Annotated in this window: 17 protein-coding genes; 7 read left to right on the top strand and 10 right to left on the bottom strand. The window is 26.8% G+C overall.

Going from position 1 to position 15,036, the window contains the following annotated elements:
* Window positions 1–112: 112 nt before the first annotated feature.
* Window positions 113–1,489 (bottom strand): DEAD/DEAH box helicase, encoded by a 1,377-nt coding sequence (locus ACRYA_RS03610; protein ID WP_105917733.1) that lies wholly within the window; start codon window positions 1,487–1,489, stop codon window positions 113–115.
* Between the two features lie 243 nt (window positions 1,490–1,732).
* Between ACRYA_RS03610 and ACRYA_RS03605 the strand changes: the two genes are divergently transcribed.
* Together ACRYA_RS03605 and ACRYA_RS03600 are read left to right on the top strand one after the other, a co-directional pair.
* Window positions 1,733–2,110: a DUF302 domain-containing protein gene (locus tag ACRYA_RS03605; protein WP_105917734.1), complete on the top strand. Its 378-nt coding sequence runs from the start codon at window positions 1,733–1,735 to the stop codon at window positions 2,108–2,110.
* The gene (locus tag ACRYA_RS03600; protein ID WP_105917735.1) at window positions 2,110–2,577 is read left to right on the top strand and encodes a DUF2721 domain-containing protein; all 468 of its coding nucleotides are present in this window, start codon (window positions 2,110–2,112) and stop codon (window positions 2,575–2,577) included. The genes ACRYA_RS03605 and ACRYA_RS03600 overlap by 1 nt, the downstream gene beginning before the upstream one ends.
* 19 nt (window positions 2,578–2,596) lie before the next feature.
* Here the strand turns inward: ACRYA_RS03600 and ACRYA_RS03595 are convergent, their stop codons facing one another.
* Window positions 2,597–4,819: a methyl-accepting chemotaxis protein gene (locus ACRYA_RS03595; protein WP_105917736.1), complete on the bottom strand. Its 2,223-nt coding sequence runs from the start codon at window positions 4,817–4,819 to the stop codon at window positions 2,597–2,599.
* Window positions 4,820–4,945: 126 nt separating this feature from the next.
* Here ACRYA_RS03595 and ACRYA_RS03590 point away from each other — a divergent pair, with 126 nt between their 5' ends.
* The 5 genes from ACRYA_RS03590 to ACRYA_RS03570 all read left to right on the top strand — a co-directional run bounded on the left by ACRYA_RS03590 (window position 4,946) and on the right by ACRYA_RS03570 (window position 9,739).
* Entirely contained in the window at window positions 4,946–5,737 is a 792-nt protein-coding gene (locus ACRYA_RS03590) for a ribonuclease H family protein (protein ID WP_105917737.1), read from the top strand.
* A 66-nt stretch (window positions 5,738–5,803) separates the two neighbouring features.
* Window positions 5,804–6,775: an aldolase catalytic domain-containing protein gene (locus tag ACRYA_RS03585; protein WP_105917738.1), complete on the top strand. Its 972-nt coding sequence runs from the start codon at window positions 5,804–5,806 to the stop codon at window positions 6,773–6,775.
* Window positions 6,776–6,817: 42 nt separating this feature from the next.
* The gene (gene fliK, locus ACRYA_RS03580; protein ID WP_105917739.1) at window positions 6,818–8,515 is read left to right on the top strand and encodes a flagellar hook-length control protein FliK; all 1,698 of its coding nucleotides are present in this window, start codon (window positions 6,818–6,820) and stop codon (window positions 8,513–8,515) included.
* Window positions 8,516–8,518: 3 nt separating this feature from the next.
* A complete protein-coding gene (locus ACRYA_RS03575) occupies window positions 8,519–8,791 on the top strand; it encodes an EscU/YscU/HrcU family type III secretion system export apparatus switch protein (protein ID WP_066155184.1) in 273 nt (90 codons plus the stop codon).
* A gap of 3 nt (window positions 8,792–8,794) precedes the next feature.
* Entirely contained in the window at window positions 8,795–9,739 is a 945-nt protein-coding gene (locus ACRYA_RS03570) for a hypothetical protein (protein ID WP_105917740.1), read from the top strand.
* On the opposite strand, the gene ACRYA_RS03565 is transcribed toward ACRYA_RS03570, so the two are convergent.
* From ACRYA_RS03565 to ACRYA_RS03530, 8 genes are read right to left on the bottom strand one after another with little or no spacing between them, the layout of a single operon-like run.
* The gene (locus ACRYA_RS03565; RefSeq protein WP_105917741.1) at window positions 9,736–10,203 is read right to left on the bottom strand and encodes an N-acetyltransferase; all 468 of its coding nucleotides are present in this window, start codon (window positions 10,201–10,203) and stop codon (window positions 9,736–9,738) included. The two genes, ACRYA_RS03570 and ACRYA_RS03565, sit on opposite strands and share 4 nt — an antisense overlap.
* A complete protein-coding gene (gene yihA / locus ACRYA_RS03560) occupies window positions 10,193–10,795 on the bottom strand; it encodes a ribosome biogenesis GTP-binding protein YihA/YsxC (protein ID WP_105917773.1) in 603 nt (200 codons plus the stop codon). Before yihA ends, ACRYA_RS03565 begins: the two co-directional genes overlap by 11 nt.
* A 1-nt stretch (window position 10,796) precedes the next feature.
* On the bottom strand, window positions 10,797–11,297 hold the full coding sequence (locus ACRYA_RS03555; protein ID WP_105917742.1) for an LptA/OstA family protein: 501 nt from the start codon (window positions 11,295–11,297) through the stop codon (window positions 10,797–10,799).
* The gene (locus tag ACRYA_RS03550) at window positions 11,284–11,835 is read right to left on the bottom strand and encodes a hypothetical protein (protein WP_105917743.1); all 552 of its coding nucleotides are present in this window, start codon (window positions 11,833–11,835) and stop codon (window positions 11,284–11,286) included. The genes ACRYA_RS03555 and ACRYA_RS03550 overlap by 14 nt, the downstream gene beginning before the upstream one ends.
* Entirely contained in the window at window positions 11,826–12,323 is a 498-nt protein-coding gene (locus tag ACRYA_RS03545; RefSeq protein WP_105917744.1) for a KdsC family phosphatase, read from the bottom strand. The genes ACRYA_RS03550 and ACRYA_RS03545 overlap by 10 nt, the downstream gene beginning before the upstream one ends.
* The gene (gene hisB / locus ACRYA_RS03540; protein WP_105917745.1) at window positions 12,320–12,892 is read right to left on the bottom strand and encodes an imidazoleglycerol-phosphate dehydratase HisB; all 573 of its coding nucleotides are present in this window, start codon (window positions 12,890–12,892) and stop codon (window positions 12,320–12,322) included. The genes ACRYA_RS03545 and hisB overlap by 4 nt, the downstream gene beginning before the upstream one ends.
* Before the next feature lie 11 nt (window positions 12,893–12,903).
* On the bottom strand, window positions 12,904–13,812 hold the full coding sequence (locus ACRYA_RS03535) for a septal ring lytic transglycosylase RlpA family protein (RefSeq protein ID WP_105917746.1): 909 nt from the start codon (window positions 13,810–13,812) through the stop codon (window positions 12,904–12,906).
* Window positions 13,796–15,034 carry a lytic transglycosylase domain-containing protein gene (locus ACRYA_RS03530; protein ID WP_105917747.1) on the bottom strand — a complete coding sequence of 413 codons (1,239 nt, stop codon included), beginning with the start codon at window positions 15,032–15,034 and terminating at the stop codon, window positions 13,796–13,798. The genes ACRYA_RS03535 and ACRYA_RS03530 overlap by 17 nt, the downstream gene beginning before the upstream one ends.
* Window positions 15,035–15,036: the final 2 nt, after the last annotated feature.

Here is a 15,036-nt window from a genome sequence, read left to right as displayed (position 1 = left end):
TCTATTTTACAATATTTTTAAAGAAAAAAGTATATCTATATGGCTATGAATTGAATATTAATTTTATGAAGCAAGTAAGATATTTTGAAATATCTTACTTTAACATTTGAGTTTATTTACTTTTTAAACTTGAGCTTACTCTTCTGTTTCTTGAGTTACTAGATGAAGTTTCACCTCTTTTTGAGCCAAATCTATTGCTATTTCCTCTTGGTTTTACACTTGATGGTGATTTTTCTTCATCTCTTTTCTTACCAAAAGTTCTTTTTGAGCTAGAAGTTTTATCTTCTGTTTTAGAAGCTCTACTTTGTGTTGCTCTGTTTCTACCATTTGAAATAGGTTCTGCTTTTATATTTGGATTTACTTTAAAGCCTTCGATTGCTATTTTATTTATTTTTTGTTTAATTAATTTCTCAATTCCAAACAAATAATCATGCTCATCAATACAAACCAAAGATATAGCATCTCCACTATTTCCAGCTCGTCCAGTTCTACCAATTCTATGAACATAATCTTCAGGAACATTTGGTAACTCAAAATTTATTACATGAGGAAGTTGGTCTATATCAATTCCCCTTGCAGCTATATCAGTTGCTACCAAAACTCTTACGCTTCCAGCTTTAAAATCATCCAAAGCTTTTGTTCTCGCACCTTGAGATTTATTTCCATGAATTGCAGCTGAAGTTATTTTATCTTTTATTAAAGCTTCACTTAGTTTATTTGCACCATGTTTTGTTCTTGTAAATACTAAAACTTGTCTCCAGCTATTTTTATTCAAAAGATGAATTAAAAGCTCTTTTTTTCTCTCTTTATCAACATGATGAACAGTTTGTTCAACTTTATGTGAAGTACTATTTGCTTTTGAAGCCTCTATTAAAGTTGGAGAATTTAGTAAACCATCTGCTAATTTTTTAATCTCTGGTGAAAAAGTAGCTGAAAAAAGTAAATTTTGTCTTTGTTTTGGCAAAATTGATAATATCTTTTTAATATCATGAATAAATCCCATATCAAGCATTCTATCAGCTTCATCTAAAACCAAAAACTCTACTTTTGATAAATCTAAACAATCTTGAGAAACCAAATCAAGCAATCTTCCAGGAGTTGCTGTAATAATATCAACACCTTTTTTCAAAATTGCTTTTTGAGGATTTATTCCAACTCCTCCAAAAATAACAGCTGATTTAAATGGAAGATATTTTCCATAAACTTCAACACTTTGTCCTACTTGAGTTGCTAACTCTCTTGTTGGTGTTAAAATAAGTGCTTTTACAACAATTTTTTTATCTTTTGAATAGTTTTTATTTAATAATTCCAATAATGGAAGTGTAAAACCTGCTGTTTTTCCAGTTCCTGTTTGAGCAGCCGCTAAAACATCTTTTTTTGCTAATATAACAGGAATAGACTCTGTTTGAATAGGAGTTGCTGTTGTATAGCCCTCTTCTTTTACTGCACGAAGAATTTGTGCACATAATCCTAAATTTAAAAATGACATAAGTACCTTTTGTTTTATGAACCTACAAAAGTTATTAGCTTAAGTTACGATCTAGGTTGAATAATTTGAGTTTAAATGAGTTGTAGAAAATCTACATAAACGAAGTCAGGCATAGACCGAAGTATGCCGAAATTGTGAGATTATATCACAATTTTTTCATTTTTATTCATAAAGTGTAAAGAATAGGTTTTTATAAAAATTAATTTGCTACAATCAATAAAAAATATATAAAAGGAAAAAAAAATGCAATATATAGAAATATCAAACAAAACAGTTCAAGAAGTAGTTGATAGCATAAAAGAGTTAGCCCCAAACCATGGTTTTGGAGTTCAACACATACACAATATAAAAGAGACTTTAAACTCAAAAGGTAAAAAATTAGATGCACAGTGCCAAATAGTTGATATTTGTAATCCAAATGTTGCTGAAACTTTTTTAAATGAAGATATTAGTTTAGCTTGTATTATGCCTTGCAAAATAGCAGTTTACACTCAAGATGGAGAGACAAATATAACTTTAAACTCTTTAGTTCAATTAGTAGATGATATAAACCCTGATTTAATAGAACTTGCACAAAAAACACAAGAAGGGCTTTTAAAAATAATTGAAGAAGCAAAATAGTGATAAATATAAATGAAATAAATTCAGTATCAAGTATGATTCAACTCTCTGTTGCACCTGTTTTTTTATTAGCAGGTGTTGCAGGGCTTCTAAATGTTTTTACAGGAAGATTAGTTAGAATCATTGATAAAGTTGATAAATTAGATAAATTTGAGAGTGAAAAAAAAGAGGAAAATAAAATAGATGATGAATTAAGAGATATGATAAAATCTAGAAGAGATTTTTTAACTATGAGAATGAATAATACGAACCGTGCAATATTTTTTGGGACAACTACTGGTCTTTTAATTGCTTTGGTTATTATCACAATATTTTTAAGTTCATTTTTTCATTTTGAACATACTTTTTTAATAGCAATTTTATTTATTTTGGCTATGAGTTGTTTAGTAGTTTCACTAATTTTATTTTTAAGAGAGCTTTTTTATACTACAAAATTTATAAACAATAAAGAGAGTTATATTCCATAAATATAACTCTTATTATTTCTTACTTTCCATCAAACTCTTTAGAGTTTACTTGTTCTATAATCTCATTTGATATTTCTAGTGTTTGTTTTGCAATTTCATTTGCTTCAGATGCACTTTGTGCATTTCTTTGAGTAATTTGATCAAGGTTGTTTACAGCATCATTTATTTGTACCATTCCAACTGATTGCTCTTTACTAGCTGTTGTTACATTTTGTATTAAGTCTAAAGTTATAGATATATTTTCATTTAAAGATGTGTATCCCTCTATCATACTATTTGCAATTTCACTACCCTCTTTTGTTTTGCTTGTAGCTAACTGTACTATTCTTTTTATCTCATTTGCAGCTTCAGCACTTCTACTTGCAAGATTTCGAACTTCTCCAGCAACAACAGCAAAACCTTTTCCAGCTTCTCCCGCAGTTGCAGCTTCAACAGCAGCATTTAGACTTAGAATATTTGTTTGAAATGCTATTTGGTCAATTACACCAATAGCTTCATTTATAGCCAATGCTTGTTTATTTATATCTTCCATAGAACTAACAGTTTTGTTTGCTAAATCTTGCCCAATTTTTATTGACTCTTTTACTTTTTCACCATAACTTGCCATCTTTGTAGTTGTTTGTGTATTATTTGTAATATTTGATGTTATCTCTTCTAAAGAAGCAGCAGTTTCTTCTAAAGATGCAGCTTGTGAATTTGCAGCTGTTGATATACTTTGCATATTAAAACTTAGAATATTAGCATTATCTTTTAAAGTGAACCCAACTTTTTTGTTATCAAGTAATGTTTGAGTAATAACATCTCTTAAAATATTTATATCTTTTTCCAACTCTTGAATAATTCCCTCAAGATCATTATCTTTCAATCTTGGTTTAAAATCTAGTTTTGAGTAAGAAGTTAGAACTTTTAAAATATTTAAAATATTACTGTTTAGAGTATTTAACATCTCATTTATAATGTCTTTAAGCTCATTTAATGCCGGATTATTTGAATTAACCATAATTTTTTGGTCCAAATGTCCTTTATTAATACTATTTGCAACTCTTATTGTATCTGCTATTAACTCTCTATCTTTTTGTATATTTGCTTTAGTATTTGAAATATTTTTATTAATAATTTTAGACATCATTCCTAACTCATCTGTTGAATCAACACCAATTAATTTAATATCATCTTTTTCAAAATTAATGAAAGCAAAAAACTCTTCTATTCCAGATCGTACACTAGCAACATCTATTAAGATTGTAAATGCAATAGTTCTTGCCAAAATCATCGTAATACCAATACCAAAAATACTTAATAGTGAGAAAAGTACTAGATGAAATGTTGCTTCATCTTTTTCTAGATTAATCTCATTTAAAAGATGAATAGAAATATGATCTTCAACATTTTTCAAAAGATTTATCTTTTTTGTAATTGTTTCAAACCAATAATTTGGATCTACTTCAAAGTTCTCTTCGATATTACTAAAAAGTGCTATTTTTCGCATCTTTTCAACCTCTTCTATATCTTTTCCAACAACTGTTTTTAAGTAAAAATCTACCATATCTTTTGAAGCAATTTTTGAAAAAATATCCAAATATGCAGTTTGTTCAGCTATAAGAGTATAAAATCTAGCTTTTAAACCTTCTGTAAACTTATTTTGTGCAAAAGTATTTGTACCAACTGCTCTTTCTATTCCAGTTCGCTCTTTTGCAAGTAAAAAGTTCATATAACTTCCCAGCTCTTTTGTAATATTTGGGCTATTTGAAAATTTTACAATAGTTCCTAAAGTATTAAGTAAAAGAGTATTTGCATCTGTATAATAAGCTATTGCAATAGGTGCTGCAATATTTAAACTATTTACACTATTTCTTACAGCTTGTAAATCTTTTAACTTTTCTAAACCACTATTTAGATTTTTTATAAATTCATCACTATATTTTGATTTATCAAAACTTGTTAAAAAATCATTTAAAAAAGTTATTTGTTTATTTACATCTTCTCTTTGTTTTGGTAATTCATCTTTAAATTTAACACCTTTACTTCCAATAAATCCAGCTGTCATACCTCTCTCTTTTTGAGTTTCATGAACCAAAGCACCAATTTTTGTAGATAAGATAACAACTTTATCTAATGATTTAAGGTTTTCCAAACTCTGATACGAGTCATAGGCTAATTTTGCTGCTAACAAAATCACAATAATCAGTGGAATAAGCATAATTGCTATTAGTTTTTGTTTTATAGATAGTTTTGAAATCATTTAAAATCCTAAGTTTTTGCGTAACTGTAGCATAATTTTGGCTATTTTTCATTAATTTACAACAACAATAAAGCCCTATTTTTGTACAATTTTCAAATATAAAAATTAATTATAAGTAAAAGTGATATGAAAATAGATAAAAATTTTTTAAGTAAGATTGATTACAATGGTACTTTAAATAAAAAACAGCTTGATATATTAAAGATAGATTTTAGTTTTGAGAAAAATTATGAAAATGAAGCTTTAGGAAAAGAGATCTCAAAAAATGACTCAAATTTACTAATGCTTCTAAAAGGTATTACTGATTTAGAATGCCAAGAGAAAATAATTTCAAACTATCATTTAGTATTAGAGCACAACAAAATAAAAGCAAATGTATATAAAAATATAGATAACAATATCTCAACACCAAATAATATTTTAAAAATATATTGTGATGGAGCTTGTAGTGGAAATCCTGGAAATGCAGGAAGTGGAATAGCAGTTTATTTTGATGACAAAAATCCAGTTTTATTATATGGAGATTTTGTTGAGATGGGAACAAACAATATAGCTGAACTAAATGCTCTATATAAAGCTTTGCAAATAGCAAATGAAACAAGTAGTAATAATGCTATATCAATTTTTACAGACTCTAGATATGCAATAGATTGTATCTCGACATGGGCTTACTCTTGGAAAAAAAATGGATGGAGTAAAAAAGGTGGCGAGATAAAAAATCTTCCTTTAATTATAAAATCACATGAACTCTTTGAAAAGTTAAAATCAAAAGTAAACCTAGAGTATGTAAAAGGTCATAATGGAATTGAAGGTAATGAACTAGCAGATAGAATGGCAATAAATGCAATAAAACAAAAATCTATCGATTATAAAAGCTTTAAATACGAAGAAATAGAGGAAGTTCTAAAAATAAAATAGTATTAATAAAAATTTTTGTTACATTTGGCTAATATTTAGAACTAAAAAAATTAAGGAAAAGAGATAATGCTAGAGAAAAAAGGAACTATACTTTCAGTTAGAGAAGATTTAAAAGTTTTTGATTGTACTATTAGAGATGGTGGACTTGTAAATAACTTCCATTTTAGTGATGAGTTTGTAAAAGCTCACTATGAAATGTGTGTTGCTAGTGGTGTTGATTATATGGAAATAGGAAAAAATGTATCTCCAACTTTAATGAGTGAAGAGGAGTATGGACCTTGGAATTTTTGTAAAGAAGAAGACATAAGAAGAATCGTAGGGGAAAATAATACAAATCTAAAAATTGCTGTTATGAGTGATATTGGAAGAAGTTTAAAAGAAGAACTTAGACCAAAAGAGCAAAGTGTTGTTGATATGATTAGAATTGCAACATATATTCACCAAATTCCAGCAGCAATTGAGCTAATAGAAGATGCTCATGCAAAAGGTTATGAAACAACTGTAAATATAATGGCTATTTCAAAATCATTTGATGATGAGCTAGATGAAGTTTTAGAACAACTTTCTAAAACAAATGTTGATGTAATTTATATAGCTGATAGTTTTGGTTCTTTTTATCCTGAACAAATACGAAAATTAACAGAAAAATATCTTAGTTTTGCTCAAAAATCAGGTAAAAAAGTTGGAATTCATGCACACAATAATCTTCAACTTGCATATGCAAATACATTAGAAGCAATGATTTATGGGGCAAGTTTTCTAGATGTTACTGTTTCAGGACTAGGAAGAGGAGCAGGAAATTGTCCACTAGAGCTTCTTTTAGGATTTTTAAAAAACCCAAAATATAAACAGATGCCTGTTTTAGAGTTTATTGAAAATTATATAGTTGAATTAGAGAAAAAACTTGATTGGGGATATAGTATTCCATACATGATAACAGGGCAATTAAATGAACATCCAAGAGCTGCTATGAAAGCTAGAGATGAAAAAGATACAAAATATAGAGAGTTTTTTAAAAATATCTCTTTTATGGAGTAGATAAAATCTACTCTAGAAAAATATATTACACTATGGTCTAAAATGTTAATTTCAAATGGATCAGCACTAAATATACTTTTAGCAAACAATAATAGAGTTTTAAATGATGCTTTAAAAGAAGCAGATAATAAAACTCTAAATAATATTTTAAAACAAGATAGCCAAAATTCTTCAAGCGCTACAAATACAAATGCTAGTTCTATTTTAAAAGAGGTTTTAAACTCAATAAAAGATGGTACAAAATCAAATAGTAGTTTAGAAAATATATTAAAAAACTCAACTGCTTTTAAAGATTTAGGAACTCTATCTTCAAATTTATCATCTTTATTGGAAAATATAAAAGATGAAGAATCACTTCAAAAATTCAAACCTCTTTTGGAGAGTTTTTTAAAAAATATAAAAGATATTACTGCTGATAATTTAAAAGAGCAAATAAAAAATAGTGGTATTTTCTTAGAAAATAAGTTATCTTCAAATCCAAATGCAAAACTAGAAAATCTTTTGCAAAATATCTCAAATCTTATAAAAACAATAGATACTCCAGAGGCAAAAAACAGCAGTCAAATAATTGATAATATTTTAAAAAACATACCAAAAGATAGCTCTTTTAAAAGTAGTGAGCTATTAAATAATATTAAAACTTTAGTAAGCTCTTTACAAAATTTAAGTAATTCTTTAAATCCAAATCAAACACAAACTCTAAATAACCTTGCAAATGAATTAAAAAATTTTATACAAAATGGCTCAATGATAGAGTCAAGAACTGAAAATATAGTACCAAAAACATTAATACAAACACCACAAACTGAAGATATAAATATAGAAAATACACAAATTAAAAACTTGATAAATAATCAAGTAAAAGAGCTCTTATCTCAAATAAAACAAGACTTTACACAAAATCAAAATATAGTACAAAATAAAAATATCTTACCTTTGATTGATAAATTAATCTCACTACCAGATCTATTTTCAAAAAGTGAAGCTATTTTAAATAGTGTACAAAATACAAATATCTCAAATTTTTCAAATAATTTTGCTACAAACTTAAACCCACTTTTAACTGCATTAAAAGAGAGCCTACAAGCTATTAATCCAAAAAATATAGAGATACAAAATCAGATAAACTCTTTGATAAAAAAAGTAGAAAATATTATTCAAGAATATACAAATAATAACTTGGACAATCCAAAAGATAATCAAAAGCTTGATAATGATTTCAAATCAATACTTCTTAAAATGCAAGAAGAAGTTGCACAAAAAACAGATATAAAGTCTCAAGATAGCTTAAAAACAATAAACAATCTTCTAACTCAAATCGATATGCAACAGCTAACTTCACTTGTTTCAAATTCAAATTTTGTATATATTCCATTTTTTTGGGAGATGCTAGAAGATGGCTCAGTTGAGATTAAACAAAAAGATGAAGATAAGTTTTTTTGTCAAATTAAACTTACCTTAAAAGATTTTGGTAAAATAGATTTAATGCTTTCAATGTATGATGACAATAAGCTTGATATGACAATTTATGCACAAAGAGAGCATTTTAAAGTAGCACTAAGAGATAATTTACAAAAATTAAAACTAGCTCTAAATGAAGCAAATATTATTCCTATGAATATTAAACTTCTTGATATGAAAGAAGAGAGTGAAACTAAAGAACAAAAACCAACAAATGTTTATCAAAACAACTATAACAACGATTTTATATCTAGTTCAAAAATAGATATAAAGGCATAATAAATGCAAGAAGATAATCAAAAAGTACAAAAAGCAGTAGCTTTACAATATGATAAAAATGCAAATAATGCTCCTAAAATAACTGCAAAAGGAAAAGGTGAAACAGCAAATAATATAATAAAAATTGCAAAAGATAACAAAATTCCTATTAAAAAAGATGAAGATTTGGTTGAATTATTGTCTAAAATAGATATAGATAAAGAGATACCAACTTCTATGTACAAAGCTGTTGCAGAAATTTTTGCATTTATTTATGAATTATCAAACAAAAGGTAAAAAATGATTTTAAAAAAAATTGTAATTAAAGACCAAAAAGAGTTATATAGACACAAAAACTATCTTATTGGCTTGGATTTAGAGTTTAATAGCACAAAAAAAGAGTATTCAAATAGTAGTGAAATAAGCTTTGATAATCTATTTGAGATAACTGAATTTTTAAAAAATCATAACTTTTCATACACTATGGTTGAAGAAAAAATCACTGATTTTAAAAAACAAATTTTGGCAAAATACAAAACTCTTCAAGTTGATATTAATAATATTTTTATTGTAGAAAAAAATAGTGAAAATAAAATATATCTTCTTAATCAAATAAAAAATAGCATAAATATAGTTGATTTAAAAAATTCAAATCTAAAAATGTATAAAATTCCAAAAAGTAGCTTGGAAAACTCAAATTTAAGTATAAAAGTTCTTGAAATATTGGCTTCAAATAAAGGCGATTTTGAAGAACTTTTTGATATTTTTGCAATACTAGAAAATCAAAATTCACAAACTATTCTTTATTTAGAAAAATTAAAGAAGTTTAAATATTTTTGTATTTCAAAGATAAATGAAGTACAAAAAGATATGTTCTTATGTAACTGCGTACCAAATTTTTTTCCTGAAACAAATTTTTATATAAAAGGGAATAGAGTTTTTTCTGACTATACTCAATATTTTCTAAATTATGAGCAAGAGATTAAAATTTGGAAATATCTATATTCAAATAAAGAGTTAGTAGGAGTTTACAAAGAGCCTAGTTTATATGAACTTTTTGTAGGAAGAAAGATTTATATTTTTGATGAATTTAAAAATAGAGTAAAAGTTATTATAAAAAATGCACAATATCTGGAAAATAAAGGGATAAGTATAACACTATCAAATGGTGTATCTAGTCAAAAAATATCCCAAATATTTACAAAAGAAGAGCTTCTAAAAAGAGTTATAGAAGCTAGAGATTAAAACTCAATATCCTTTACCATCGCTATTTCGTTACAAATTGGAAAAAGTTTACATTTAATGCAATCAGCCCATATTTTTTGTTCAGGAATATCTTCTTTTGGAATCTCTCTAAATCCACATGAAATGAAAAAATCTTTTTCATAAGTAAGAGATAAAACCTGTTTTATTCCATAAAATTTTGCCTCTTTAACACACTCATCTACAAGCTTTTTACCTAAGCCCAAACCTCTAAACTCTTCATTTACTATCAAACTTCTAACTTCTGCCATTCTAGCAGAGTGGATATGTGTAGCTGTAAAACCAGCCATCTTTCCATCTACTTCAACAATAATATATGATCTGATAGTTGTAGCCATCTCATCTTCTGTTCTTAAAAGAATTATTCCTTTTTCAACTTCTGGACGTACTAGCTCTTGCATTTTTGGAATATCAAGAACTGTTGGCTTATAAAATCTAATTTCCAAACAAATGCTCCGTAATTTTATTTTGAAGATCAATTATACCTTTTTTCTTTAAGTTTGAAACAAAAATTCCATCTGGAAAATCTCTTTTTAACTTATTAAGCTCTGCACTATTTAGTTTATCTATTTTAGTAAAAGCATTTATAATTATTTGATCGCCTCTTTTAATATGTTTTACAAACTCATAAACATTTTTATCAATTTCTAGATTAGTGTGTCTAGAATCTATTAAATGAACAAATATTTGAAGATTTGGTCTTTGTTCTAAATATTCTGTAAGATTTCTATTCCAAGCTGCTTTTAATGTTTTAGCAACTTTAGCATATCCAAAACCTGGTAAATCAACAAATCTTGTATAAACATAAGGCGTTTCAACATCTTGAGTTTTAAACTTAATCTCAAAATAGTTTATAAGTTGAGTTTTTCCAGGAGTTGAAGACGATTTAGCTAAACCTTTATGTTTTGTTAAAGAGTTTAAAACTGAAGATTTTCCAACATTTGATCTACCTAAAAAAGCAACTTCAGCTACTGATGGTGGTGGTGAATCTTCAATACTTTGAGCGGATTGTAAAAATTTTGCATCTATTAAATTCATACTATTTTTTTTCGCCTCGTTCAATATTTATAATAAACTTTACAGGTTTATTTTCGCTTCCTTTAACCTTTGCTTCACCTGTTAACTGATTGATATAAATATTATCTCCATAAATTTTTCTATCATCATTTTTCTCATGAACATATCCATTTCCAATAATTATATACTCCTCTTTTAAAGGTACATAAATAATTTTATCACCTTTTCCAACATAGTGTTTATCTTTTGAAATTACTTCAAAATCAGCATCTCCAGTAGCTTCATATTTAGTTGCTACTTTATTTTTTGTATCTTTATCTGTTTCAAAAAATACATCAACTTTTTGTGCATTTAACTTATCTTCTGCCATTCTTATTTTTACATTTCCTGTAAAAGTAGAAATTCCTTTATTATCATCTGCTTTGAAATCTAAAGCATCTATTACTAATGTTTCACTTTGTGCAAACAAAAGTGAAGAACAAAAAAACAAACCAACTAAAACTTTTATACTATTTTTTATCATCTTTTCCCTTTCTCTTTTCAATATCTATCTCAAAATGTGTATTTTTAGAATTTATAATATTTTTCTCACTTTCTAAATACAAATTTTCTCCATTGTACTTATGTGCATAATACTCTGCTTTAAAAGGAGAACTATTTTTTGCAATTTTATTTAAATCATCATAAATCATCTCTTTTGTATCTATTTTAATAAAATCATCTCTTTTATACTTAACATTATCTTTTAAGTTATAAATAGCACCCTTTTTTACTATAAAATCTGCTTTAATATTTTCACTTTTGAAATTTTTTGCAATATTATTGTTATTTAAAGTAATATCACCATAATACATCTCATCTCTAGTTTCATATCTTACGGCTTGTGCTGCAACAATTTTTTTACTAACCATATTTTCATCTAAACTATACATTACTGGATTTTCAAATATAAAAAGAGCTATATCCTCTTTTTTAAAATCCTTTTTTATTTTATCAACTGGCAAGAAATAAAAAATTATTGCTAAAACAAGAGATACAAAAACAAATATTTTTAAAGCCATAAGTTTAAAAACTCCTCTTCAAGTCCATCTTCTTTTAAGATATACTCAATCATCTCTCTTGCAGCTCCACTTCCACCACTTTTTTTGCAAACTACATTTACACTATTTTTTATAAGTTCATGTGCATTTTGTGGAGCAAAAGATAATCCAGCTTTTTTTAACATTTTTAGATCATTTAAATCATCTCCAATTGCAGCAACTTCATTGTAATTTAAACCCTCTTTTTTCAAAATTTCATCTAAAACTTGTAACTTATCTTTTACATTTTGGTATAGATACTCTATTTTTAACTCATTTGCTCTATACTCAACAATTTTTGACTCTCTTCCTGTGATAATTGCTGCTTTTTTTCCTAAATGTTTTGTCCAAAAAACTATTGCAAAACCATCATTTACATTAAAAGTTTTAAACTCTTCAAGGTTGCTTGAATATGTAATATCACCATTTGTTAAAGTTCCATCAACATCAAAAACTAAAAGTTCTATCATAAAACACCTTTTGTGCTAGGAATTCCAAGTTTTTCATTTTTTACCAAAGCACGTCTTAAAGCAACTGCAAAAGCTTTAAATGTTGCTTCAATAATATGATGTTTATTTCTTCCTCTTTCAGAAATTAAGTGAAGTGTGATTCCAGCATTTCCACTTAAAGCATGGAAAAACTCTTCTACTAATTCAACATCAAACTCTCCAACTTTTCCGCTAACATTTACTTCATAAACTAAAAATGGTCGATTTGATAAATCCAAAGCACATGTTGTTGCTGCTTCGTCCATAACAACAGTAGCATTTCCATATCTCTCAATTGCAGCAATAGGAAAAATAGCTTTTTTCAAAGCTTGTCCTAAAACTATTCCACAATCTTCAACTGTATGATGAGAATCAATGTGTAAATCACCTTTACACTCCAAATTTATATCAATTCCGCTATGTTTACTCAAAGCTTCAAGCATATGGTCAAAAAAACCAACACCTGTATTTATAGAAAATTTTCCACAACCATCTAAAGTCAAACTACACTTTATTTGTGTCTCTTTTGTATCTCTTTTTATCTCTACCATCTTTTAAATCCTTATTGAACTACAATTGCATTTGTTAAACTATTTTTTGCTTTAAAATTTTGTCCATCATCATAAGATGAAAAACCTCTTATATAAACTCTATAAATTCCACCATTTTCAACATACTCTATCTTTTTTGATGGAAATTTTGCTTTATACTCATCTACTGTTTTTAAAGCTCCTGCTTGTAAGCTAAATGCTCCTACTTGAACACTAAATTTTCCGCCAGAAGAAGATTTTGAGCCCTGATTTGAACTACTTTTTGAAGATATAACAGGTGCAGCCATACCAATATTAGTATTAATATTTGTAGCTACTATATCGTCTTCAACTACCTCAATTTTCTCAACTTCTGGTTTTTGCTCAATTGAGTTTACACTTGGAGCATTTTTATCATCAATTAATCCATTATAACCCAAAACAGTAACCTTAACCCTTGCTGTACCTTTTCTAACCATATCTATCTCATGAGCTGCTTTATTTGATAGGTCAATAATTCTTCCAGCAACAAAAGGTCCTCTATCATTTATTCTAACTATTGTACTTCTTCCATTGTCTAAGTTATCAACTCTTACAACTGTATTCATAGGCAAAGTTTTATGAGCAGCTGTCATAGCATACATATTATAAATTTCACCATTTGAAGTCTTTTTTGCATGAAAATCTGGTCCATACCAAGAGGCAATTCCATCAAATTTATCTCCAACATTTGCAACAAAAGGATAATATCTGATTCCAAAAACATTGTAAGGTCTCATTGTAGCTCTATGCATGGCTTCACTATTATTTATACTTTTATCACCCGTATCCTTACGATATGAGTTATAATCATAAGTTTGTTTAGTAGAACAACCAGTAAATAAAAAAGACGAACAAAAAATTAAAAAAGTAATACTATAAATTCTATTTGATAATCTCAATGTTCTCTCCTATTTTCAACTTACTACTACTTTTTTTATTATCAATTTTAAGTTTTTTTACACTAACTTTATATTTTTTTGCAATAGCTTCTAGTGTATCACCTTGTTTTACTTTATGAATAACTTTATTTGTAGCTAATTCTTTACTATTTGACTCTTTTTTTATTTTTTCTAAATTTACTTTATTTTCGATATAAGGTAAATCTTTCATATTTGCAACTTTATTATTAAATAACTCAATTTTTGTATGAGGAATGTATAAGTTATAACTATTTTTATCTGTTGGTATCATCTCTTTTAAAAGATGCTTATTTATAATTTTTAACTCTTCATAACTCATAGAAAGTTCATCTGCAATAGTTTTTAATCTTAAGCCTTTATTTGCATTGACTTTTTCTAAATCATACTTTGTTTTTTTATCTAAGTTTTTAAATCTATCACTATTTTCAAGAATTGAAAAAGAGACCAACATATTTATATAATTTACACTAGTTTTTGGCAAATAATCTCTTTTTGAATTATGCTTTAAAAGATAAAGATAGTCAAAATGCCCAGATTTTAAACCCAAATCTTTATATATCGTATATAAATTGTCTATACCTTTTTTATTTTTTGTATAATCCGCAATATATAAATTATAAATTTTTATAACCTTATCATGATACATAGTTGGATGCTCATCTAAATATTTATCCAAAGTAGCTCTTGCAACTCCATGAATAATTCTTCCTTCTCCTGCATTATAAGCCAAAACAGACAAATACCATTTTCCAAATTTTTTATAATATTTTCTTAAATAATTTGTAGCAGCATCTGTTGATTTTATTAAATCTAGTCTCTCATCAACAAACTCATTTCTTTTTAATTTAAGATTACTAGCAGTTAAAGGCATAATTTGCCAAAGTCCAGAAGGACCATTTTTATTAACTAAATTCTTAAAACTTGACTCTATTAAAGGTAGGAAAAAAAGAACCTTAGGAAGATTTTTTAACTCTAACTCTTCTTTTACTATTTTTGCATTTAATGATGATTTTTTTATTAAGTTATCGTAATACTGAATTTTTTTTGTAGTTGATAGTTCTTTATATTTTGATTTAAAAGATTGTTCATTCAAAAACTCTTTTGGAAGATTTAACTCTTCTAATATAACCATATTTTGCTCAAGATTATTTGCAAAAACAGAAGAAATTAAAATGATTATTGCTACTAAAATTTTTTTCAAGG

Origin of the sequence: Aliarcobacter cryaerophilus ATCC 43158, from assembly GCF_003660105.1 — a bacterium.
Lineage (GTDB): Bacteria > Campylobacterota > Campylobacteria > Campylobacterales > Arcobacteraceae > Aliarcobacter > Aliarcobacter cryaerophilus.
The sequence above is the reverse complement of the archived record's forward strand: the minus strand, read 5'-3'. Positions and strand labels throughout refer to the sequence as shown.